General features: G+C 50.2%; 21 protein-coding genes and 1 pseudogene. 10 read left to right on the top strand and 12 right to left on the bottom strand.

Going from position 1 to position 22,420, the window contains the following annotated elements:
- Positions 1-309: 309 nt before the first annotated feature.
- Positions 310-609: a hypothetical protein gene (locus JMI88_RS27015; RefSeq protein WP_201365070.1), complete on the bottom strand. Its 300-nt coding sequence runs from the start codon at positions 607-609 to the stop codon at positions 310-312.
- An 18-nt stretch (positions 610-627) separates the two neighbouring features.
- Positions 628-1,170, bottom strand: coding sequence for a glycine/sarcosine/betaine reductase selenoprotein B family protein (locus JMI88_RS27010; RefSeq protein WP_201365069.1), 543 nt, complete (start codon positions 1,168-1,170; stop codon positions 628-630).
- Positions 1,171-1,571: 401 nt separating this feature from the next.
- On the opposite strand from JMI88_RS27010, the gene JMI88_RS27005 reads away from it, so the two are divergent.
- Together JMI88_RS27005 and JMI88_RS27000 are read left to right on the top strand one after the other, a co-directional pair.
- The gene (locus JMI88_RS27005; RefSeq protein ID WP_201365068.1) at positions 1,572-2,075 is read left to right on the top strand and encodes an SgcJ/EcaC family oxidoreductase; all 504 of its coding nucleotides are present in this window, start codon (positions 1,572-1,574) and stop codon (positions 2,073-2,075) included.
- A gap of 192 nt (positions 2,076-2,267) precedes the next feature.
- On the top strand, positions 2,268-2,510 hold the full coding sequence (locus JMI88_RS27000) for a hypothetical protein (protein WP_201365067.1): 243 nt from the start codon (positions 2,268-2,270) through the stop codon (positions 2,508-2,510).
- Positions 2,511-2,590: 80 nt separating this feature from the next.
- Here JMI88_RS27000 and tsaA read toward each other — a convergent pair whose 3' ends face one another.
- The 5 genes and pseudogenes from tsaA to JMI88_RS26975 form a co-directional block, all read right to left on the bottom strand.
- On the bottom strand, positions 2,591-3,007 hold the full coding sequence (gene tsaA / locus JMI88_RS26995) for a tRNA (N6-threonylcarbamoyladenosine(37)-N6)-methyltransferase TrmO (RefSeq protein WP_201365066.1): 417 nt from the start codon (positions 3,005-3,007) through the stop codon (positions 2,591-2,593).
- Positions 3,008-3,116: 109 nt separating this feature from the next.
- Positions 3,117-3,950: an alpha/beta fold hydrolase gene (locus tag JMI88_RS26990; protein ID WP_201365065.1), complete on the bottom strand. Its 834-nt coding sequence runs from the start codon at positions 3,948-3,950 to the stop codon at positions 3,117-3,119.
- A gap of 44 nt (positions 3,951-3,994) precedes the next feature.
- Positions 3,995-4,402, bottom strand: coding sequence for a DoxX family protein (locus JMI88_RS26985; protein ID WP_201365064.1), 408 nt, complete (start codon positions 4,400-4,402; stop codon positions 3,995-3,997).
- Positions 4,403-4,654: 252 nt separating this feature from the next.
- Positions 4,655-5,443, bottom strand: a complete 789-nt coding sequence (locus JMI88_RS26980) for an aminoglycoside adenylyltransferase domain-containing protein (protein WP_201365063.1) — start codon at positions 5,441-5,443, stop codon at positions 4,655-4,657.
- Positions 5,444-5,726: 283 nt separating this feature from the next.
- Positions 5,727-5,996: pseudogene (locus JMI88_RS26975) on the bottom strand (cysteine hydrolase family protein); the annotation flags it as partial.
- A gap of 436 nt (positions 5,997-6,432) precedes the next feature.
- Here JMI88_RS26975 and JMI88_RS26970 point away from each other — a divergent pair.
- A complete protein-coding gene (locus tag JMI88_RS26970) occupies positions 6,433-7,542 on the top strand; it encodes a hypothetical protein (RefSeq protein WP_201365061.1) in 1,110 nt (369 codons plus the stop codon).
- 76 nt (positions 7,543-7,618) lie between these two features.
- Here the strand turns inward: JMI88_RS26970 and JMI88_RS26965 are convergent, their stop codons facing one another.
- The 3 genes from JMI88_RS26965 to JMI88_RS26955 form a co-directional block, all read right to left on the bottom strand.
- Entirely contained in the window at positions 7,619-8,530 is a 912-nt protein-coding gene (locus JMI88_RS26965) for an aminoglycoside phosphotransferase family protein (RefSeq protein ID WP_201365060.1), read from the bottom strand.
- A 390-nt stretch (positions 8,531-8,920) separates the two neighbouring features.
- On the bottom strand, positions 8,921-9,172 hold the full coding sequence (locus tag JMI88_RS26960) for a hypothetical protein (RefSeq protein WP_201365059.1): 252 nt from the start codon (positions 9,170-9,172) through the stop codon (positions 8,921-8,923).
- Positions 9,173-9,417: 245 nt separating this feature from the next.
- On the bottom strand, positions 9,418-10,722 hold the full coding sequence (locus JMI88_RS26955; RefSeq protein ID WP_201365058.1) for an MFS transporter: 1,305 nt from the start codon (positions 10,720-10,722) through the stop codon (positions 9,418-9,420).
- A gap of 623 nt (positions 10,723-11,345) precedes the next feature.
- On the opposite strand from JMI88_RS26955, the gene JMI88_RS26950 reads away from it, so the two are divergent.
- The 5 genes from JMI88_RS26950 to JMI88_RS26935 all read left to right on the top strand — a co-directional run bounded on the left by JMI88_RS26950 (position 11,346) and on the right by JMI88_RS26935 (position 17,958).
- The gene (locus JMI88_RS26950; protein ID WP_201365057.1) at positions 11,346-14,357 is read left to right on the top strand and encodes a winged helix-turn-helix domain-containing protein; all 3,012 of its coding nucleotides are present in this window, start codon (positions 11,346-11,348) and stop codon (positions 14,355-14,357) included.
- A 36-nt stretch (positions 14,358-14,393) separates the two neighbouring features.
- Complete coding sequence (locus JMI88_RS40895) at positions 14,394-14,732, top strand: aromatic-ring hydroxylase C-terminal domain-containing protein (protein WP_373323983.1); 339 nt, start codon at positions 14,394-14,396, stop codon at positions 14,730-14,732.
- Between the two features lie 181 nt (positions 14,733-14,913).
- Entirely contained in the window at positions 14,914-15,861 is a 948-nt protein-coding gene (locus JMI88_RS26945) for an MBL fold metallo-hydrolase (RefSeq protein ID WP_201365056.1), read from the top strand.
- A gap of 104 nt (positions 15,862-15,965) precedes the next feature.
- Positions 15,966-16,577 carry an IS607 family transposase gene (locus tag JMI88_RS26940; RefSeq protein ID WP_201365055.1) on the top strand — a complete coding sequence of 204 codons (612 nt, stop codon included), beginning with the start codon at positions 15,966-15,968 and terminating at the stop codon, positions 16,575-16,577.
- Positions 16,543-17,958 carry a zinc ribbon domain-containing protein gene (locus tag JMI88_RS26935; protein WP_201365054.1) on the top strand — a complete coding sequence of 472 codons (1,416 nt, stop codon included), beginning with the start codon at positions 16,543-16,545 and terminating at the stop codon, positions 17,956-17,958. The genes JMI88_RS26940 and JMI88_RS26935 overlap by 35 nt, the downstream gene beginning before the upstream one ends.
- A 44-nt stretch (positions 17,959-18,002) precedes the next feature.
- Here the strand turns inward: JMI88_RS26935 and JMI88_RS26930 are convergent, their stop codons facing one another.
- Positions 18,003-18,281, bottom strand: a complete 279-nt coding sequence (locus tag JMI88_RS26930; protein WP_201365053.1) for a GNAT family N-acetyltransferase — start codon at positions 18,279-18,281, stop codon at positions 18,003-18,005.
- Between the two features lie 1,091 nt (positions 18,282-19,372).
- On the opposite strand from JMI88_RS26930, the gene JMI88_RS26925 reads away from it, so the two are divergent.
- Positions 19,373-19,711 carry a mersacidin/lichenicidin family type 2 lantibiotic gene (locus JMI88_RS26925; protein WP_201365052.1) on the top strand — a complete coding sequence of 113 codons (339 nt, stop codon included), beginning with the start codon at positions 19,373-19,375 and terminating at the stop codon, positions 19,709-19,711.
- A gap of 119 nt (positions 19,712-19,830) precedes the next feature.
- On the opposite strand, the gene JMI88_RS26920 is transcribed toward JMI88_RS26925, so the two are convergent.
- Positions 19,831-21,354, bottom strand: a complete 1,524-nt coding sequence (locus tag JMI88_RS26920) for an amino acid permease (RefSeq protein WP_201365051.1) — start codon at positions 21,352-21,354, stop codon at positions 19,831-19,833.
- Between the two features lie 646 nt (positions 21,355-22,000).
- Here JMI88_RS26920 and JMI88_RS26915 point away from each other — a divergent pair.
- On the top strand, positions 22,001-22,333 hold the full coding sequence (locus JMI88_RS26915) for a mersacidin/lichenicidin family type 2 lantibiotic (RefSeq protein ID WP_201365050.1): 333 nt from the start codon (positions 22,001-22,003) through the stop codon (positions 22,331-22,333).
- Positions 22,334-22,420: the final 87 nt, after the last annotated feature.

Below are 22,420 nucleotides of genomic sequence, written 5' to 3'. Positions count from 1 at the left end.
GGTCTTGCTCACTTCCGGCGTTTAAGCTCATCAGCGGACGGGAGTGAACAGCTTTCGAGGCTTCTAGAGCGATCTCTTGCGGTGTGATCATAAAGCGACGACACTCGAACTATCGAAAGTGAGCAAGACCCGGTTTTAAGGCGTAGAGTGAGCAATCGACGCGAAGCATGAGCAGCCCAGCTATTGACCACCTGAGAAGTCGCTCTACAGGGGATCTACAACGCTTAGTGGTTGTAAATTCGGATGGTCAATACACCGCTTTTGGGTGCTTGATTCAGGGTGCTCCACAGTTTTTTTGCACATATGTTGTTACACGGCGGCAACACTATCGGCGGTCCAGTCGACGATTGGTGGGTAGGTCTCTCGTCGCCATCGATAGGGAAGCTCGATCACAAGCCCAGGCCGTGACGCGCTGCGGGCCATGGACAGCAGATCGTGTAGAATTGTGCGTTGCTGGGCAACGTTTCCCGGCTCGCCCAAGGCGTGCCCAAAGGGCCAGTGCAGATAGAGCATTCGCGGCGCTCTCGCCGCCTCGGCGACCTCCTTAACGAGTGCAAGCGCGACCGTCGTAACGCCCGCAGCCTCGATCTCTCTTGCTAGCAGTCCCACGGACCGTGTGCAGATTGGTCAGGCAGGAACGAGGAGTACCAGGTCAACATGTGCGTGGGCCAGGCGGCGCGCGATCTCTCGTCCGGAGGCAATCAGCGCTTTCGCGCTTCCGCTCAGGCCGAATCCAAAGTGCTCGTCTGCAACCCGACCGATGATGCTCTCTGCCTCTAGCTCACGCAGGCGCCCCAATGGGAAGACGAGATTGATATCCCGTAAAGCATCCGTCCTGTCGTATGCCTGATGCGTAATCGTGAGATCGGCGGCCTTCGTATCACGTGGAATGACACGAAAGGAGGAGTCGCTGTTCAAATGAAAGGGCTTGTCCCGACTAAGATGAACACCGCTCGTCGTGACGATGGCGACCGTGGCTTCGGAGATTGGTCGCGAAAGCGGAGTCCAGGGGATCTCGCTGGCGGAGAGACGCTTGAGCTGAGGGAGCGCGATCAACCTGCTGAGCAGGCGACCGAACGCTTGCCCGCGCCCGCTCCCGCTGATCCAGCGCAAGAAGCGTTCGCTGAGCGGGTTTATTGGTGTGCGTATTGGAGCATCGTGTTCGTTCATGATAGTTCCTCCTAGATAGTGATTACGTAAGAGAACGCAGGGAGGTTGCCTGCACCATATCTTCTTTTCCATCGCCCGACCGAGCATATGGGAGGCGATAGAAAGATAAGCATCACAAGCGATGCTACTATGGTAGAGGGTAGAGGGATCCTTTTTGGGACAACCGTCAGAGAATCATAAATGCTCTTCGCGCTTTTTACCACATGCATTACCGTACGTCATTGTAGTACGCTCTTAAAATCAATCCTCTCAGTTAAATATCTTCTCATTGATGCCTTGACATTAGTCTGTTTCTTATTTACAATCTAAATATCTAGTTTAAACTAGATATTTAGATTGTAAATATTATAAGCGCTAAACAAGTCTATATTGTCATAGAGCCGTAAGATGGAGATTAAAAAATGCAGCAACTTTCACATGTAAATGGGCAAGAGGCCGATGAGGCAGCTATTCGTACTCTCTTTACTCAACTTAATGAGGCCTGGGGCAATACCGATGCGTTCGCCGCCGTCTTCACTGAGGATGCCGATTACATTACCTTCGATGGCACACATACCAAAGGAAAAGCCGCTATCGCGCAGGTCCATCGCCCACTTTTTGAGGGCTTTATGAAAGGTTCCCGGTTGAGCGGTAATATCCAGGATATGCGCTTTCTGGCGCCCGATGTCGCTCTGCTTCATACCACAGGAAGAATAATCCAGAAACATCAGAAGCGACCTTCACGCAGGTCTCTCTCCACGCAGACTATGGTTGCGGTCAAGCAAGAGGATCGTTGGCTCTTTACAGCTTTCCAGAATACACGCTATCGTCCATTCAATAAAACGCTTTTTGGGCGCTTGCTGACGCTTGTAGCCCGACCAGCATCCGGATCCGAAAAGACACTATCAACCTCATCGAAAATGTAGCACGTCTTTTTAGTTCTAAGAATCAGCAATCAACACCACATCCTGTTACTCACTACGAGTAGGATCGTTACTCAACAGGGATAGACCCCATCATTGCTGTGGCTACTATTGGTGGCCTTACCAGCACCATTTTTGCTCGGCTGCATCATAGGCGCCATATTTTTACTTAGCCCGATTTACAACATTGTAAATATGAGCTATCGCTTTGCGCTCACGCCTGATGCAATGCGCGGACGAGTTAATAGTATATTTCGCCTGATTAGCAATGGCCTTGCTCCTCTAGGACTTACCCTGACTGGTTTGTCCTTACAATACTATGGCCCGGTTGTCACTGTACTGCTGGCTTCCGGCGGCCAGATCTTGCTGGCCGCGCTGGCTATGCTGAGTGGTGCTATCCGCCGTGCACATTTATCTCCAGCTATGGAACGCCATTAACATCTTTTGTTCCATAATTTACTAAAGCAGTGTACCCATTTGACAAAACGATCCCACGGTAAATCATGGACTGTACACTACTATGCGTCTATTGATTGATGGAGCACTGGTTTGATGTCTATGACTGGCGTTCCATCAATTGCTTCTATTGGCCCTACATTCAACCTTGTTCCGGCGATTTCCAGCACCGTTACCCGGTGTAGACCCAGCGGATTTGGTCTATCGGGCGATCGTGTCGCAAAGACGCCTGTCAGAGGTATCTCACGTTTTCCACGAGGATGTACCTTCAATGTGTCGCGTTGAGATTTATGAAACCAGCTCACTATGATCAGTTCATCACCCACCGCAATCCCATCCAGTCCTTCGACCACCGCTTCATTCACAATAAGCCAGGCATCGGGAGCCCCCTCACGACCCTGCTTGGGCGCATCTTCACGACGCTTAAGAGACGATTGTAGAAAACCAATCGGATGCAGCAAATAGTCAATCTCTGACATGACGTTTCCTCTCTCATCAATAAGAGCCGCGATGGGATCATGCACATAGCACCCCATCTACGGCTCACTTGCTCACCGCTACCCGGTATCGATCCCTTCCCGCTTCACATTATTTGCTCTCTGGCATAGGTGCGTCAAGAAACGGCGGGATAATTGGGAGCAACAAATCAGCGCGGTACACTGTCGTTACGTGGGTAGTGCCAGGCAGGATCGCCAGCTGTGAATGTGGCAGGCCAACGACATCACCGGCTACGCCTCCGCCAAACAACCTGAACATCTCTACGATATGCTCGGGACGAATGATGTCGGAATCTCCAATAATGAGCAGAGTGGGTGCCTTAATTGCTCGAATAACTTCAGGCGACAGATCTGGCATCGCGCTATCCAGTTGCTTCACTTTGGAGACCAGCTGAGGCCAGTCCTGGGGCCTGGGAGCAATATTGATGTATTCCTCATAAAATGGAGAGCCAACCAGATCTTCTGGTTTCAAGGTTTCCATTCCTGCCAGCAGCCCGGGATGGAAACCTTCATTATTATAGGTGACCGAGGTCAGGACCAGCTTACGCACCAGTTTCGGATGCGCGATGGCAATCTGCAGAGCGATGCCAGCTCCCATGCTGTAGCCAAAGAAGTCAGCCTCTTCGACTCCTATGTGTCGCAACAGGGCAGCGGTATCTTCGGCCATCTGCTCCATCGTCAGCGGACGATCCACGTCGGCCGTGCGTCCGTGCGCCTGTTGTTCGATAGCAATCACCTGTCGGGTCGCGGCAAGGCCCGCTAGCAATTTTCCAAATGAGGTATCGATCGCTGACATGGCGCCGTGCAATAGCACCAGTGGTCGGCCCGTGCCGTGGATCTCGTAATACATCTGCAGGCCATTCACTGGAGCATAATTACCTGTATGGCTCTTGCTTGTTTCGTTTCCATCCGTTATATTCGTCATGCTGTGTCTTCCTTTACTCTGCTATTCCGTACCGGGATCACTCACTACTTGCGGAACGGGAAAAGCGCGCGCAGCCGCTCGTCACGCAGGTAGAGTCCTCCCCAGATCAGTATGCCAACATAAACGGGGAAGAGAACGTTACTGAAAAGGGGATCTCCAACACGCAAGTGGGTAGCGACCGCTCCTCCAAGATAGCCTGTCAGCAGGATTGCTCCCAGCACAGAGGTAGGCGGAAATATATAGGCAACAAGACAAACAAGTTCAATAATACCGAGAACGAGGGCCAGGTTGACTGGATATCCGAGCTGATTGAGTGAGTCCATAACAGGCGCAATCTGCATCATGTGAATAACACTGTCGAAGAGCAGGAACAAAACAGGTAGTGCGGTTACACCGCGACCAATCCATAATTGTGTCTTTGAGATCGGAGCCGTCTGAGTAGCCACTTGCATGTTTTTCTCCTTCAAGTAGATTTATTTGCCTTTCTATATACTCTATTCTGTTTGGCAAACAAAAAAGCGGAAAATATTATCTTTGTTGCATAACTGGCTATTGCATCGCTCCGGTACCAATTCTATAGACCTCCCTTGTCGCGCTTTTAACCTCTGTCACATAGAGGCCCAGACCAGAGGCAGGCCCATAACCACAATCAGGACACAACCATTTTCATCAAAACCAGCGTGATATAAGCACTCGCCCGCTTCCTACTGCTCGCCTTGTTGTGCTTGCTCTATACGCTCTCTGACCTTGTTCAGAAATTGCCTGACCTTTTTTGGATCTAGCTTTTCGACTGTAGTGCCGGCGCGTAAATCCAGGGCTTGCTGCAACAGGTCATGCTCGCCAACACGCACCCTGGCCCACTCAACTGCCTCTGCTTTTGAGTACAGCTGATTCTCTTCGGCAAAGCACCAACCCCGACATGCGTTGAGGATGCTTGAGTAACCGGACTCATCATAGTCTGTATGCCAGCGTAACGATGCCAGCACAGCATCGATTAACCATGCCCGGGGAATGGCTCCGAACAGTTCATGGGACGGGGGACCAAAAATGCTGATGCCATGTTCGTGTGCAATCGCTCGATCGAAAAGGAACCAGTGGGGAGATTCTTCCTTCGGATCGTAGGTGACATGCAAGGGCATCTGTGGGCCTGAGTTGAGATTTATTTCAAATCCAGCATCAGGTGCGGATGTCGTTACCGCTTCTTTCCTATAAAGTACAAATTCACACCCTCGCGTTGGACACGGCAATGCGGGATGGGCCAGCAAGGCCGTTATCTGTTCCTTCTCTTCTCGCTGCAGTTGTCGCGCGCATACCCCCTGGATATCAATATCGCTCCTACCAGGAATAAACCCTCCTAATGCGGCCGATCCAACTAGATACACTCCTGATAAGTCTTCTTGCAAATAGGTATGCAGCAACTGAGCCACCTGTGAAGCATAAAATTGTATTTCCGGCGGCAAATTTTGCATGCGTGTGTCTGGCTTACCTGTCACGTATCACCTGCTTTCTAAAATGTGTTAAAACATACTTAGTTGCTGCATTTGGGCCGGACAGGAAGCCTGCTTGACTTCTACGCTGTTTTGGTCCTCTTGCAGTACACCGCACTCTGGTTGAGTGTGTGGCCCTAGCCGGGCTATGTCAGTGCTCTGGCCACAAAGACCGAAGGCCTTAATAGCCACCATCTTCACATATTCGAGGCTTGAATATACACTTGCTGCATGCCCACTGTCAAATTTTATGTTGCGTCGTTCTTCTGTAGGATCTTGGAGTCGGTGCTTACAGTGTCGTTCTCCAGATTTCTGCCTGGAGGACGTCAACCTGCCGTGGAAAGACTTTGGACAGCAGGACGCGCTGGACTTCTTCGTCACTATCAATACAGCAATCAGCTAAGACGGTCAACTGATAATCCTTATCAGCCGCTTCCCGCAGTGTTGATAAGACGACCCCACTGGTCGCTATGCCACAGAGCACCAGGTGCGTGATGTCCTGTGCTCTCAACACCATTTCTAAATCACTCCCGCTAAACGCACTGACACGACATTTCGTTGACAACAATATCCGTTGGCTGTTTTGATCGTCCGTTCGTCTTACCAAGCCCATCAAAGTACTTCGTAGCGTGGTATTATCTACCATACTAAAGTCCCCCCTTAGTATCTCCCGTTAGTCCTTTTTGGTGCATAATATTTGAAAAACTGTTATGATGCAGTGGAGTATAAAGAGTGAAAGCGGCTTTCTCTGCCGGATGTCCTTCTGATTGTGAAACACCTCACATAGATAATATTAAATATGTTGTATTTTATATAGAGAAAATAACGGGACAGATTCATATCTGTGTATTCATTTGTTGAAAACGCTCCCATTAAAAGGGCACCTAAATCCTACTTGTTCTATTTTTTCGAGCTCTCGTTAGCCTTCTTATTTAGACATGGGTCTGCAGAGCTGCAGAGAACCCGCCAGTATTTTGAAGGAAAACAGCCAATCAATGCGTAGTAGATTATCATTACCACAAAAAATATCTCAGCAGAAAGGGTTGCTCAACCTGCATAACCGGAGTTGGAAACCTGGGAAAACGCTTCTTTTATTTGCGTTGTCTGTGTTACTGGTGATTGTTGCCGCGAGCGTCATCATGGCGTATTTTTTCTCGTCTAGCCAGGCAACAAATAATCAGTCGGAAGGGACATTTACAATGGCTCCTAAACCGACTCTACCACCGACGCCCACACCAGCCTTTAATCCAAATCTTAATGCGATTTTGCCTACACATCGCATTGTCGCATTCTATGCGGTACCTGGTGCCTATGCAACCGGCCCTGCCTACCAGTTGAGTGATGCTATGCTGGCACATTTGAAGGCTCAGGGAGCTGCCTACCAGCAGATTGATCCAGCTCATCCCGTACAACTAGGCATCGATCTGGTTGTGAGTATTCCCGATGGCTCCCCTGGACCCGCCCATACCTACAGCCATCACCTTGATCCTGCTACGCTTCAGCAGTATATTGATTTCTGTCAACGTAACCATTTACTTCTTTTCCTCGACCTCAATTTTGGCTGGGCTCCAGTTATGTCCGAGGTCAATTTTTTCTTGCCTTACCTGGAAAAATATACGTTTGTCCATATGGCCATCGATCCCGAGTGGATGTTCCCCCTGCATAATGGCATTCCTGGCGTTAATCTGAGTAATGTGCATGCCGCTGATCTAAATCCGATCATTAAGGCAGTGGCGGCCATCCCGATGAAGTATCATGTCCCGCGTAAGATTCTCATTATTCATCAATATCGCCCCAGCGGTGATGGGACAGCAACACCAAATGATGCTGGTCATGCGGAGATCGCGGATAAACGCAATCTGACCCTTGATCCTCGGGTAGATACTGTTATCCACGTCGATAGCGTTGGGGGCTATCCCGGTGATCACGGTGATAAGGTACGCCAGTATCATCAGTGGGTGCATGACGACTTACAGGCTTATCACAACTTCGACTATGGTGGCTTCAAGTTGTTCTATAATATCGAGGCTAAAACGGGCGTCATGACGCCCGCGGAAGTACTCGCGATGCAGCCAGCGCCGCTGATTGTGACCTATGGCAATTAGATTTAAAAGTATCAATCTAACTAGATCAGAGCCGGGCCATGGATGCCCGGCTCTGATCTGTCATTTATTCGAACAATTACTTGATCGAGTTCAACAAATCGACAAAGTAGAGCCCTTCATATTCTAGCTGCCCGCTATCTTCTACGCTCCATATCACCGACAGCACCGCCTGGGATAACGCCCAGCTATAAATGCGCTCCCTATCAAAGCTCAATTCTGCGGCTAGTTGATCTATACGCCGAACCGTCAATGCTTTGGGATTGGGGTTAGACAGAATATCAGGCCAGAAATTACGTAGCAGCGCTCCTGTCTCGTATGCTGGCTCGCCGATTACTCCTTTAGGGTCAACCGCCAGCCAGCCTTCATACTCGTCCACCAGGATGTTGTCATGGTGGAGATCACCATGCAGCAATACGTGCTCACCCATTGAGGCACTCAGTTCGGCATAGAGCTTCTCTGCTTTGTCGAATATGGCGGCTGGAATTGGACCAGTTCCGCCGTCATATTGCTGGCGTAGCTCAGCAAAAGCCTTTCCCCAATCGAGGATAGATGGGAAGGCATAATGGTGCTCAGGCAGCGGACGCCATAGCTTGCGCATCACTCCTGTCGCGGCCGTTATCACCGCTTCGTCGTTCTCTACTACGCGCAAGGATGTGCCGGGGGTTAAACGCTCCATTAACATTACCATATTGGCTTCATCATAGGCCAGTAATTTGACTGCTCCATGTCCACCAAAATGCTGCAGCGCCTCTGGCTGAATGGGGAATTCGTCGGTCAGTCCCGTTTTCAGCATCATCTCTCTACCATCCGCACCCACGGCGGGCGCTACATAGTTGAATGAAAGATTTTGTACTGGCGCGCCAATAGTTATATTCCAGCGTTCCTCGTAGGAAGCAAGCGTAGCCGGCAGTTGCTCCAGCCAGCTACGTCCCTCTTCTCCAAATTGTTTGATCATAAATTGCGCAAATTTGTCTGGGATAATAAACAAAACGAGTTTCTCCTCATATCTGGTATCGATTTTCCGTACATAGGTGCGGAGCTTGCCTCCGCTTTTGACCTGGATTTTCCGTACATAGTGCGGAGCTTGCCTCCGCTTTGACTCGAAAAAACGAGGAGGAGCTCGAATGGAGATAGATAGACGCGCACAGCGGTGAGATCGGCGCATCCACGGAAACAGTAATATGCAATAGAAGTTCTTCTCAGTAACAACTAAGCTACTGAGTTGCGATCGGAGATGTGTTTGTTGTGAAGCAGGTCAGCGTCAATAATGAGCGAACATTACACGTTTCCTTTTAATTGGCTATCTTATGAATACTAAAAAGTATAACGTGCTCCTGCTAAAATATGCAAGAGGTACCTGGGCGCTTCGAGCGCAACTTTATCCCCTCTTTTTCCTTTCAGCAGCCTCAAGGGTAACTTCTTCGGAGATACGCTTCAGCTGTGCTTCAGCATCTCCCAATTTTAGTGGACCATTTTTTTGTCGCGCCTCTTGCAGTGCTTCTTGCCGGGCACTCTGGCGCTTCCTTTCTTCTTCCAGCCGAGCCTTTCGCTCTTCCTCATATATATCTGGCCTCAGGCTCACCTCTGGAATCGGCGCCGCTCGCCAGCTTCTGTGTAAAAATCGAAACATGAGAAGTTCCCTTTCTTGAGGATACACTCATTACGGCTATCGCTTATTACTACGCTGAAAGGTGGCTAGCGTTTTACAAATTTAGTGTATCAGCCTGCGCGCACAAAAAGAAGCGTCGCAGTACGGAAGTTGTACGACAACGCTTCTTTTTATTTGGCTATTCATGATCGATTGCAATAGTTCAATTATCAGGATGTTAGCCTTCATTCAACAGCCAGGGTTAATTCATCGGCTAACAGTGTTGCTTATGCTACGCTTTCCACTACCGGCAATTGAATTGTGGGGAGATCGTAAACGGGTAGCTCAACCTGCTCCATTTGCTGCTGCCGGTAGGCAACGATCTTCTGTTCTTTCCTGTTGGCCAGGTAGTATGGAAAGGCTACGAGCAAACAGAGTAATGCAGGTACCATCATGACTTCGCGTGCCCCTACGAGTGAGATGAGCATTCCGATTGATAGTGGAATGGTCATTCCGGCAAAGCCTGAGCTCACCATAACGACGCTGGAAACCAGGGCCGGTACGCGGTCGAAACGTCGGGTGGCGATGGCTTGCAAGGTTGGAAAAATGGGCCCTAGAAAGAGTCCTACTCCAAAGCTGGCGATAAAACAGATGCTTGGTGCCTGCATGCAGACGATTAATAATACGCCGCAAGCTCCTCCACCAAGCATGCTGATGTAGAGCATCTGGGCGTCGGTGAGGTAGCCTTGTTTCATTAGGCGTGCTACCGCCATGCGCCCGGCGGTTATGCCGATCCAGAATAGTGTTGCCGCTGGCGTTGCCAGCTGGATGCTGATGCTTGCGGCCTGGCTGATAGCAGTGACTACCCAGTTGCTAAAACCTGCTTCAGCTCCTACATACAGACAAATCTGCAAGGCAATCAGCCACAGCAATGTTTGCTTGAATGCTTGCCTGGGCTGGTCTGGCATCAGCGATGACGGCTCTACATATGGCTCGGCGCTGGTGGTCAGCAGAGCAGCCCTGGTTTGAAAGCGTAAGACATAAAATGTCAGCAAGCACACCAATCCTGCAAACGCTGTACCGATGAATGCCGGTAGCGCACTTCTAGTGAACGACAGTGCATATGATAGGAAAATCGGCGCGAGTAGTGAACCGATGCCAACAGAACCATGCAGCATGTTCAATTTTTCGCTCAACGTGTCGCCGAAATTCAGCGTCAAAGTCATGATGATGCCAATATTTATCAGTCCGATGCTCATTCCCTGTAGCATTTCCGCTGTCAACCAGATATTGAATTGCCGGGCCAGTGGAATTATGATGCTGGAGATAATCAAGCCTGCCAGGCCAGCTATCACGACCGCTTTTGCTCCAACTCGTTTCATCAGTGCATTACTTATGACAACTGCGATGATTGTTCCTAATGAACTGACTGTAAAAATGAGCCCCGCTGTACTGGTGGCTATGTGAGTGTTCTGTGCTAAAACAACTAAACTTGCTGCTGGTAAGACCCCTAGTAGTCCATTTGCAATAAATGTAAAACAACAAGCAATAAAAAGTAGCGTCTGATTCGTTCGTATGGTTCCGTATGACATGAAAAACTACAACCTTCATATGTAGTTGCAAATGGGACATCAAAAAAATTGCATTGGTTTGCTTATAATTCTACTTAATCAACGTATGGTGGTACACTATTTATATATTCACGTCACATGACGTTAGACTTCAATTCGTCCCATTTTTTGGATAAAGATTGCGCTATCTACTCTGGAGTTAATAAGAGTGGGCATATCGCACACGGATATGCAATTTATCTTCGATAGGGTTGTATCAGATCTATCTGATATGAAGGTTCAGGTGTTCACTGACGCTAGTGCGACACCATCAATCGTACCACCATTTCGTGCTATCACAGTGCTGTAGTTTGTTCTACTAATACTGCAATATTTTCATGGCATCTATGTGGGATAAGATGTAATTTCTATCCTCCCCCCTCGACCCGCACTAAAATCTTACATCTCATCACATTGAATTGCAATGCGATAGCGGGAATATTGCGGCTAGAATTATTCAGTTTTCACCCACTTATGTTTCCCAAAAATCATCCACTGGCTTGCAAGACAATGCTAATGCTGACTTGTATAGCTTGCCACGACCTTTTATACTCTTTGTTAGAGAATTTTTGGGGAACAAAATATGAGATGAGAGAGAGGCTACTATGCCAAAGTCTGCGCTCTTTACGTTAAAGTGGTCGAGCATACTTTGTCGTTACGAGCTATACGAGCACGACCGTTTTCTATTAGCTGCTGTAGGACCTGCCTGGCTCGATTGGTTGAATACCCATAAGTCCTTTTCGTTTCAAGGCGAGCAGCAGAGTTTCAATATGCTCAAAGAGACGCGCAAACATACTGATGAGGGCTACTGGTATGCTTATCAACGCCAGGGCAAGCGTATTGTTAAGCGCTATGTGGGCAAGAGCATTGATATAACTAGTTCTCGTCTGGAGGAGGTGGGCTTAGAGTTGCAGGGTACGCTGCCAGCTCCTCTGCTTGAACCAAAGTTTCAGCTGCCACATGTTGCTTCGTCTCTGGTGCCCCGCGAACGCCTGTTTACGTTACTTGACTCGGGACTGGAGCGTCGTTTAACTCTGCTCACGGCGCCTGCAGGCAGTGGCAAGACTACGCTGATCAGTCAATGGCAGGCCACGCGCAGGGCGCAGCAGCGTCTTCCCACCCTGGCCTGGCTATCTCTGGATGCCAATGATAATGATCCAGTGCGCTTCTGGCGTTATGTGATGACGGCTTGCCAGGTTTTCCAGCCCGATCCAGGACAGCCTGCTCTTGAGCAACTGGCCTTGATCTCACAGCATCTCCATGAGAGAAATTTCCTGGATACCATCCTCACCTACTTCTTGAATGCTCTGGCCCACATTACTGAGCCGGGCATCCTGGTGCTGGAAGATTATCATTTGATTACCTCTCCCACTATCCATCAAACGCTAGCATTCTTCCTTGATCACCTGCCCCACACCATGCACCTGATTATTATTACCCGTAGCACGCCGGCCCTGCCACTGACGCAGTTGCGTATTCGGGGTGAACTATGTGAAATCGGGACGGCCGAGTTGCGCTTTACGCCTGGAGAATTAGCGGCATTTTTGCAGCCTCTTTTTCCCCACCCTTTGACTCCCCAGGTACTCCAGCAGATCGACACCCGGCTGGAAGGTTGGGCAGCTGGTCTGCGTCTGTTTGCGCTCTCGCTGCAAAAAGCTCAGGCCCCTCAGACGCTTGAACAGCAACTGGCGAGCTTTGTTCGCCAGCCACTACCTTTGCACGAATATTTTATTGACGAGGTTCTGAATACACTACCAGCAAGTCTGCAAGCATTTCTGTTGCACACCAGCATGCTTAATCGCCTGACGCCTTCCCTCTGTGATGCGGTAACCAATAAACGGAATAGTGCGTCGCTCCTGCAATCCCTGGCACAGCGCGGTCTGTTCCTGGAGCAGTTGGAAGGTCCGGGCCCCTGGTATCGCTACCATCCACTCTTTGCTGAAGCACTGCGTGCCGAGGCCAGACATCGCATTGAGAGGGAGAAAATACTACAGGCGGCGCGCCAGGCCAGCATCTGGTATCAGCAGCACCATATGCTGACCGAGGCTATCGAGGCCGCCCTGTGGGCCGAGGAGAGGTCATTAGCCGCCGATATTATGGTGCAGATACTCTCACTACAGGGTTTCGATGACCTGCAAGAGTTTCATACTCTGCGTCGTTGGTTGGAACAATTACCAGAACAAGAACTCTACCTCCATCCTTTGCTCTGCTTGAGCTATGCCAGGGTGCTCTCTTTAAGCTTTGCTCCCTCACCGCCGTCCAGTGCTGCCCTGGCTCAAATCGATGCTCTGTTGCTCCACGCCGAGGAGTGCTGGCGCGCGCAAGATAATACGGTCCGTCTAGGAGAAGTCTTTGCGTTCCGGGCCCAACATGCTATCTGGCACGGCGACGTTGAGCGGGCCGCAAACTACGCTCGCCAGGCCCTGGAGTTGCTGCCTGCTGAGGCCAGGCATTGGCGAGGCATGAGCCTGAATATCCTTGGCTCGGGCGAGCTTTTTGCCGGTCAGCTCTTACGAGCGAAGGAAACGCTACAGGAGGCACAGGCTATCTGGGCGTCCCTGCATCATCTGCATGGGGCTCGTAGCTGCACATTGGCCCTGGGACTCGTATACCTTGAACAGGGAGCGTTACGACTGGCGGCCTCTTGCTATCAGTCTGTCCTGCAAGAAGCCAGAGAATTAGGAGATGTAGAAGATCTATCGCTGGCCTTGATTGGCCAGGCGCGTTTATTCTATGAGTGGAATGATCTGGACGCGGCAGAGCGCGCTGCGCAAGAAGCGATTGCCCTGGGTGAGCAACTACAGAGCCAGACGTTACAGACGCAGGCCGCTCTGGTACTGGCGCGTATCGCTTATGCGCGTGGACAAAAAGGCCAGGCTCAGCAGCGTCTGTCTGCTCTGCTAACTCGTCTGCCAGATCATCAGCCACTTGCCTACGAGGTCAAACTCTGTCAGCTCCATTTCCTGCTGCTGGAGGGTGATACCGCCACCGTTCAGCATCAACTCTCTACGATCATTCCCCAGGCAACGGGAATACCAGAGCCACTCCAGGAGCAGTTTGATGTGCTGCAGGCCCACCTGCTGGTACTCCAGAAGGATTTCTCAACGGCTGCTAGCTTGCTCTCTCGACTACAAGAAGCCGCGCAGGCTGCCGGGCGTGAACGTGCATGGCTGGAGATGCAGCTGCTGGTGGCTAGAATACAATATGACCAGCGTCGTACCCTTCAAGTGCGTCAAACACTGCAGACGATCCTTATACGTACCCATACTGAGGGCTACCACCGCCTGTTTCTGGATCAGGGGGAAGAGACTGCGGTTCTGCTGCGCTCGTTGCAGCGGCAGATATATGAACCCGCACTAGCCCGTTATCTGCAATCTCTGCTCCAGGCCTTTGGACCAACCAGCACACCCTTTATGGCTACGCCTGAGCCGCTATCGCGTCAGGAGCAGCATGTGCTACGCCTGTTGCTGGCGGACCTTTCTTATCCCCAGATCGCACGCGAGTTGGTCGTCTCGATTAATACTGTAAAGACTCAGGTGCGCAGTATCTATCGCAAGCTCGGCGTGCATACTCGCCGCGAGTTGCAGACCACTATTCAACGTCGTCGTCTTTTCTAAGCGGTGCTCAAATTTCACCAGCGAGGGTGATGCGGCATCACCCTCCTCCACTTTATACTGCTCATCTATGCCTTCCTTCTATCATTTTTTATCACAGATTGGAGCAAAACCGCCGACAGCAGCGCCTGGTCCGAACCCATTACCAATGCATCCAACAAACTAAATATTCCACTCACCGTCTACGGTATTGGAGATCATCAAGCATACGCCGATCCAGAGCATCAATTCCAATCAGCCTATGGCATCACCACTACTGGGGCCGTACTGGTGCGCCCCGACGGATTCATTGCCTGGCGCATCCATATATTACCATCAGATCCCACCCAGACTCTGGAGCAGGTTCTGAGAAAAATACTATGCCTTGCATTTGAATAAGCAAGGCCGCCTCGGATTTCATATTACTGCAACTATCGAAAACGGTGTTGCAGTAATATGAGCATTATATCGGCAGTTAGAAACATGTTTCATCAGATGGACAGAACTGGCGAGGAAAGGTTAAGATGAGAAGCATAAATCGTCGATCAACAACATACCTCAATAGATTGGAGCCGAACCAATGCCAATGTCAGATATCTTTGCTGTGCCCGAGATGAGCCAGGATAATCGGGTGCGCGTCTATCGCGGTAGCCGTCTACGTGTCTGCCCCAACAACTTCTCAGGGCCAGAAGAGTTCGATGGGATGGAGGTCGATTGTTATCTTCTGGTAACGGATCGATTTCGTCTGCTTTGTGATACGTTGATTCGCCCTGAGGATATGTCCACGGTCTTCGAGGATATATCAGCTGATCCCGTCAAACGACCATTGCTGGTCATGAATAGCCACGCGGACTGGGATCATGCCTGGGGGAACAGCTACTTTACAGGAGAGCGGACCATGCCAATTATCGCGCACGAGCATTGTCGAACACGCCTGCAGTCAGAGAAAGAGCAGACGTTTCTGGCCAACTTTCAGAGCAGCTATCCCAACCATTTCCATTCGGTCGCCCTCACTCCTCCGACAATAACCTTTCATGACAGGCTCTCGCTGTATGGTGGCGATCTGACGGTTGAGCTATTTAGTGCGCCGGGACATTGCCAGGATCATATTGCCGCCTGGATCCCTGAACTGCGATTGTTGCTCGCGTTCGACGCCGTTGAGACGCCTGTGCCGTTGATAGAAAACGTTGCTGGCGTGCAGAGCATGTTCACAACCCTGGAGCGTTTCGCAAGCTTCCAACCCCAACACGTCCTCTGCTCGCACGGTGGAACAACCAGCCCGGGCATCATCAACGCGAATCTAACCTATTTTCGAGAGATAGAACGGCGCTGCCGCACCGTGCTGACACGCCAGATTCCAACAGAGGCAGACTTAGAGCGGGCCTCTACCCTTATTGACTACTCGCTCGATGAGGTGGTTACTGACGCATCTCGCATGATCGAAATTCCTGATCCCCTCGACCGCTCATTCTATAGCGGAGCCCATAACGCCAACGTCCGCTACATTATGCAGTGGCTGATGAGCTAACCTTAGGAGTCCACTCATACATTTCGATCCGGCAGTATTGAAAACGTTCGCTCGATTAATAGACAGCTATAGACAAAAGCTGCCATGTATGCTATAATTACGCTATGAAATTGATCGATTATGCGAAACAACAGGGCATTAGCTACCGCACCGCCTGGAGGTGGTACAAGGCAGGCAAGATCTCTGGACACCAAATGGATACGGGGACTATTCTGATCACAGAACCGGTCCCCGTGAAAGAAGCGCCTTCCATGTCCAACGTTGCCGTCTACACGCGAGTGTCGTCCGCAGAGAACAAAGCAAACCTGGACAGCCAGGCTGAGCGATTGGTTGCCTACTGTACTGTGCGTGGCTATCAGGTGAGTAAAGTTGTCAAAGAAATCGGATCGGGAGTCAATGACAATCGACCCAAGTTTCTCGCGCTGCTCGCTGATCCGAGCATTGGGCGTATTGTGATTGAACACAAGGATCGTGGGACGCGCTTTGGTTTTCGCTACATCGAAACGTTGCTCAAGACCTACGGGCGAGAGATTGAAGTCGTCAATCAAGCAGAGAATGGGACCGAAGACTTGCTCGCTGATCTGACCAGCATGATCTACTCATGCTGCGCCAGGTTGTATGGGCAGCGCCGAGCGAAACGCAAAACGGAACAGATTGTTCAGGTATTGAAGCAGGGAAGCCATGAAGAAACGCAAGAAACGTGCGAAGAAGGGTGAACCGCAAACCATTACGAAAGCGGTCACGCATATCGGGCTGGAAGCAGCCAATCCAGGCAAGCTCATCGCCCTGGATCAGCTTGCCGAGGTGTATCTTGAGTTGACTCAGCAGTACACGACGCTGTTTTGCACCGATGAACTTCCCAATGGCTTTCGGGCTCCCTGCTTTCTCACATGTCTCTCCGAGCGGTGGCACCGCAATGCGATCCAACAGGCGGCAGGTGTCGCCAAATCATGGCGGAGCAATCGGGCCAATGCCTATCAAGACTCCCTCGACGCGCTTGCGGATTACCAGGAACAAAAAGCAGACGGCACGCTTGAAGAAAACGCCAAAGAACCCGAGTGGCGGGAGTGGAATGTTCCAGTCTTGCGGGAGGTGTGCATTCAAGCGAATGGCAATGTTGTCAAACTCGAAGAGGCCACCGATACCGCCTTCGACTACTGGCTCAAGGTTTCAACTCTCGACAAAGGCAATCCGCTGCTCATTCCGGTGAAGCTCGCTGGCTACCACAAAGAGCAGTTCACTGCTCCCGAAACGGGCAAGCGTCGCACGATCAACAGCAGCGTGACGCTGAACAAACGAAACGGGACGTGGTGGTTAACGCTGTCGTACGATGAGACGGTCGCGGCCCAGATCGATGCTGATGCACCTGTGATCGGCGTGGATGTGGGGATCGCCAACTTCATCACCACCTCAGATGGGAAGCAGTACGGATCATTCAATGGGCGTCTGAGGGAGCGCCAGAAGCGGGACCGGGAGAAACGCCGCCGGAAGGCCAAGCTCAGGAAGTGCCTAGAAAAGAAGGGCATGGCGAAGGAAAAGCGCCCATCAACGTCGAGCGCGACGGGGCAGCGGCTCATTCGTCATGTGCGACAAGAGATCAACCGAGCCGTCAACCTCTGCTTTAGCGAGCATGAGGGCTGCCAATTTGCCTACGAACAGCTTTCCGTGGCTTCCATGCGCTTCAAAGCCCGCGCTATGAATGCCTACATGCGCGCATCGAATCTTGCGCATATTCCCGCGCAAATCGAGTGGAATGCCACCAAACGCGGGGTCGCCGCAACGAAGGTCAAGAGCGCCTATTCTTCGCAAGAGTGCCACGTGTGCCATTACGCGGACCGCAAAAACAGACCGAATCAGCAGACGTTCTGCTGTCGGGTGTGCGGTCACACGGCCCACGCGGACACCAACGCCTCACAGAATATTGCGTCGCGGCTCGGCGATCAGCAATTACGCGCGTGCCAGAACCAAAAGGAAATCAAAGCCCTGCTCTTGAGCAGACATGAGCAGTGGAAGCAGAAATTCAGGTTCCTCGTAGTGGAACCTCCCGTCCAGTTGGATCTTTGGGCGTGCTCAGAGATGTCAACGGACGTAGGTTAAGGCTGGCGATGTGGGCATGGAATACGTGTCCATAAAGTTAGCAACTATTCCTGAAAGCCCAGGCGCTGGTAGACCGAATAGCCCATTGAGGATGACCCTAATACGCCCACCCGGTAGCCGCGCCTGCTGGCGTCCTGCAATGCAGCCAATGTAATGGCGGCCCCGATGCCCTGACAGCGCGCTGCCGGAAGGGTAAAGACAAAGTAGATGCCTGCCACACCGGCTCCCAGAAATAGCGATGTCGTGGCCACCGGATCACCGTTCCACCAGCCCAGATAGTGATGCCATAACCCATCCTCGTCAAAACCAATCTTGCGATACATGGCATGGCGCCAACCCAGTTTGCCTCATTGCGTTCCTCACCACCACCCAGGCGTCCCAGGGCCAGCAAGAACTCGCTCGTATTTGCCTCTATCATCTCAATCAAGGATTGCGCCGAAAGATCATCAAGTGGTCGCTTCATCATTGCCTCCTGCAAGTTGTTTCAACATCCCTATGAAAAGAAAGGAGCGTGCCACGAATTACCCACATCGGCTAATCCGCAACACGCTCCTCCCTCGATTCTACATATAATCTATGGGCCGCTTGCTACTTGTGCCATATCTTTTCGAGCAGGATACCTCCTACCACATATACGGTTACAAAAGAGGCAACAACCCCATACATCCAGACCAGCGTTTTGCCAACTGGCGGCTTCTTTTGGTCCATCGAGCAAGTCCTTTCACACAGCTACACATGCTTGCTTCTTCTATCAACTTTGACAAATCCGCTTGTACGTTGAACGCTACGTATACGTATACGTATGAGCAGTGTGTAGGGTTTATTTATATGAGCCCTGAAAAAACTGTCGTCAGCCCGCAACCTTTACTGGCCGAGGTCTGCAATTTCTCTTACAGTATCTCTACCCGGCACTACTTAGCATCAGTTGCGTTTTCTGGCATCTTTTTTGCCATTTGGATAGCGTAATCCTCCAAAAAATTGGCCAATTCCCTAACATCTTATTCATTTTTTTCACAAATCAAAAATTGGTGCAAAGATATTGATCGACGATCCCTGATGAGCACAAACTTCCTCCCAAATCGGCATCTTTGACTTTGCTCATCTATCTCCTCACTCTGACGCTTTATTCATATGTACTAAACATAAGTAATATTTTCGTGTGCTGTCTGAAAAAATAGACAATATAAATCCTATTTTTTACCCGTCGCTTGTTTTGGTCCTTTTTATAATGCATTTAGGTATCCAAATTCGCAAAGAAAAAAACGAAATAAGTATCCGAGTTGTTTATATTGTTTATGTCGCTTATGGGTTCTGGTCCATCCATAAATACATGAACATAGGCAATTCCATCAACTTATCGTTATTGGTGATACCTTAAAAAAACATTTTTAGTTAACGAAAGGTAAAACACATTATGAGCATTGATATTGCACGAGCATGGAAAGATGCACAGTATTCAGAGAGCCTCAGCAGCGAGGAGCGCGCACAGCTGCCACAGAGTCCTATCGGTTCAATTGAGTTGGCCGATGACGCTCTCGCGACGGTTAATGGCGCTTTCTGCGGCCGGGATCCATTCCTAACCTGTGGACTCCTTCCGGTTGATCCTATTCCCGGCTTCCGCCGCTCTGGTGGCCCATGGTACCGTGGTGGCTTCCGTCGCTCCGGTGGCTATGGATTTTTCGGTGGCGGCGAATGCGGCTATGAAGGTGGTTCCTGGTACGGCGGCTATGAGGGCGGCTGCGGCGGTTGCTAATTCGTAGTAAAGATTATTAGTAGTCACACAAAGTCACCTGATAGCGAGCAACAAACAAAAAAGTTTGTTGCTCGCTATTTTTGTCTTGCCTATGATATAGGGTGCATCAGACTTGAGCGCTACGACGTTTTTGTAGTGACCGTTTCGCTCGCATCTGCCTGTGCGCTTACGCGACTATGGCGCATGCTATACAGGAAGTAGACGACAAAGCCGATAGCTAACCAGACGATAAAGCGTATCCAGGTGACGATTGGCAGGCTGATCATGAGATATAGGCAACAAAGAGCTGAGAGGATCGGCACCAATGGTACCCAGGGTACGCGGAAGGATCGGGGTAGGTTCGGGTTTGTTTTGCGCAGTACAATGACAGCTATTGAGACCAGGACGAAGGCCAGCAGCGTTCCGTAGTTGACAAGATCGGCCAGTTCCTGGATCGGTGTGATGGTGGCGATAATAGCTACCAGGCAGCCAATAATGATGTTGATGCGATAGGGTGTGCGAAAACGGGGATGGGTGCGGGCAAACCACACTGACAACAGGTGGTCGCGGCTCATGGCGAATAAGACACGGCTGGCGCCAAGTAGCTGGACCATGATGACTGAGGTCAGTCCACATACCGCTCCAATTGAGACGAAGACCGCCGCCCAGCCTTGTCCGACCAGCGTGAAAGCTGTGGCCATCGGGGCTTCGGTGTTCAGTTGCTTGTAGGAGACCATGCCGGTGAGAACAAATGAAACGGCGATATACAGGACTGTACATACAAACAATGATCCCAGAATACCAATCGGCATGTCGCGTTGTGGATTGCGGGTCTCTTCGGCTGTGGTTGAAACTATTTCAAAACCAATATAGGCAAAAAAGACAACGGCAGCTCCGGTGATGATGCCCTGGAAGCCAAAAGCGGATTGCTGCCCTAAGACCAGGCCGATCAGTGGCTGATCCAGAAATCCAGCGCTGGCTCCGGCATTGACCGGGTGCGGTGCGGGTCCCGATGGTGGGATGAAGGGTATCCAGTTGGCTGTCTTGATGAAAAAGATGCCGAAGATGATAAAAAAGAGCACTACTGCTAGCTTGATCGATGTGACGGCCAGATTGAAGCGGGCGCTTTCGCGAATACCTATGGTTACAATCACCGTCAGAAGAAGAGCGATAAAGGTGGCCAGCAGGTTGATGTGCAGACCGGCAATGATCGTCTGACTTCCCGTTATCGAGGCTGGTAATTGAATCCCCATGTAGTGCAGAATGGTGTTAAAGTATTTGGCCCAGCTGACAGAGACTGCTGAAGCTCCCACAATTACTTCTAATAATAGGTCCCATCCAATCACCCAGGCCACCACTTCGCCCAGGGAGGCATAAGCAAAGGTGTAGGTGCTACCGGCAACAGGCACAGCACTGGCGAATTCTGCGTAACATAAGGCGGCAAATGCACAGGTAATGCCGGAAACGACAAACGAGAGTACAATAGCTGGCCCAGCTTTGGTGGCGGCCGCGATTCCAGTCAGCACAAAGATACCAGTACCGATAATCATACCGATACCAAATACCAGCAGGTCAATCGCCCTTAGATCTCTCTTTAATTTATGCTCACCATCTTCTGTGTCTTTGATCGATTGCTCAACCGACTTGGTGCGAAGGATGTTCATACTATGAATACGTCCTTACATATTAAACAAATGATGACTCAGACAGGCACAGTTAGCGGTACTCTTGTATATTCAGGGAGTGGCTGTGACTGGCTCTTTTTACACGTGGCAATAATCGAATTGTGACACAAGCTCATCCATACAACCCCACTTTTGTACTATATGAAATGAAACATAGCTATTACGACTCTGGTAATTGAGCTTTAAAAATCAGCCAATTTGTTAAATTTCTATTCATTTTCTAGCTCTTTGAAAATTGGTCCTCATAAAGAGCAAATATGCATAAAACAGCATGAATTTGCGACAAAATTATGCTGCTCGTTTCTCGACCAATCACACAAAAATGAATTCAATATTCATAAAGTTGCACAAATAACGGCATGTCGTCGCCGCTAGATGAATTTTATTACATTTATTGCTGCGTTTTAAGCGCCTGCTTGTTTTGGGCATTTTTATAATAGATTTAGGTATCGAAATTTATTGAAGCACGCAGACATTCACTACAAGATAGGACATAGAACAATGCAATAAAAAATACCAGAGTGGTATTTCCAATAATTGTCTCTATAGCCACTTCTGTAGCGCGTAATCGTACGGTACCACAAAAGTAAAGTTATTGTTTAGTACAAAAAGAAAGGCGCCCGTTATGAACTTCGATATTACAAAAGCCTGGAAAGATGCCCAGTATCGTGAAACCCTGACCAGCGAAGAACTTGCGCAGCTTCCTCAGAATCCCATCGGTGCAATTGAATTAACCGATGCAGCACTTTCGGCTGTTAGCGGTGCCTGTGGATCAAGTAGTCAGTTCCATCAGAACTTCTATCATGGTTATCAGTTTAATAGTGGCCATCAGTATAGCGGTCATCAGCAACCTCACCACTATCGCTATCACCATGGCGGCAATTGGTTCGGTGGTCATCAGCATTCAAGCGGTGGTAGCAACTGGTTCGGTGGCCACCATGGCAACTGCCATCAATAAGCCAGCGCTTCCGTTTACCTGGCAGCTTTCCAGGCCAGCGGATCAATGACTTACACATGTGCATAAAGAGGGCTCCTTCAACAAATG

The organism is Dictyobacter formicarum (assembly GCF_016587435.1).
This window is presented reverse-complemented; position numbering and strand designations above follow the sequence as displayed.

Bases quoted from the DNA above. Each gene is read 5' to 3' on its own strand.
- JMI88_RS27010 (WP_201365069.1), bottom strand. From the start codon at position 1,170: ATGAACGAACACGATGCTCCAATACGCACACCAATAAACCCGCTCAGC.
- JMI88_RS27005 (WP_201365068.1), top strand. From the start codon at position 1,572: ATGCAGCAACTTTCACATGTAAATGGGCAAGAGGCCGATGAGGCAGCT.
- JMI88_RS27000 (WP_201365067.1), top strand. From the start codon at position 2,268: ATGAGCTATCGCTTTGCGCTCACGCCTGATGCAATGCGCGGACGAGTT.
- tsaA (WP_201365066.1), bottom strand. From the start codon at position 3,007: ATGTCAGAGATTGACTATTTGCTGCATCCGATTGGTTTTCTACAATCG.
- JMI88_RS26990 (WP_201365065.1), bottom strand. From the start codon at position 3,950: ATGACGAATATAACGGATGGAAACGAAACAAGCAAGAGCCATACAGGT.
- JMI88_RS26985 (WP_201365064.1), bottom strand. From the start codon at position 4,402: ATGCAAGTGGCTACTCAGACGGCTCCGATCTCAAAGACACAATTATGG.
- JMI88_RS26970 (WP_201365061.1), top strand. From the start codon at position 6,433: ATGCGTAGTAGATTATCATTACCACAAAAAATATCTCAGCAGAAAGGG.
- JMI88_RS26960 (WP_201365059.1), bottom strand. From the start codon at position 9,172: ATGTTTCGATTTTTACACAGAAGCTGGCGAGCGGCGCCGATTCCAGAG.
- JMI88_RS26955 (WP_201365058.1), bottom strand. From the start codon at position 10,722: ATGTCATACGGAACCATACGAACGAATCAGACGCTACTTTTTATTGCT.
- JMI88_RS26950 (WP_201365057.1), top strand. From the start codon at position 11,346: ATGCCAAAGTCTGCGCTCTTTACGTTAAAGTGGTCGAGCATACTTTGT.
- JMI88_RS26945 (WP_201365056.1), top strand. From the start codon at position 14,914: ATGCCAATGTCAGATATCTTTGCTGTGCCCGAGATGAGCCAGGATAAT.
- JMI88_RS26940 (WP_201365055.1), top strand. From the start codon at position 15,966: ATGAAATTGATCGATTATGCGAAACAACAGGGCATTAGCTACCGCACC.
- JMI88_RS26935 (WP_201365054.1), top strand. From the start codon at position 16,543: ATGAAGAAACGCAAGAAACGTGCGAAGAAGGGTGAACCGCAAACCATT.
- JMI88_RS26930 (WP_201365053.1), bottom strand. From the start codon at position 18,281: ATGTATCGCAAGATTGGTTTTGACGAGGATGGGTTATGGCATCACTAT.
- JMI88_RS26925 (WP_201365052.1), top strand. From the start codon at position 19,373: ATGAGCATTGATATTGCACGAGCATGGAAAGATGCACAGTATTCAGAG.
- JMI88_RS26920 (WP_201365051.1), bottom strand. From the start codon at position 21,354: ATGAACATCCTTCGCACCAAGTCGGTTGAGCAATCGATCAAAGACACA.
- JMI88_RS26915 (WP_201365050.1), top strand. From the start codon at position 22,001: ATGAACTTCGATATTACAAAAGCCTGGAAAGATGCCCAGTATCGTGAA.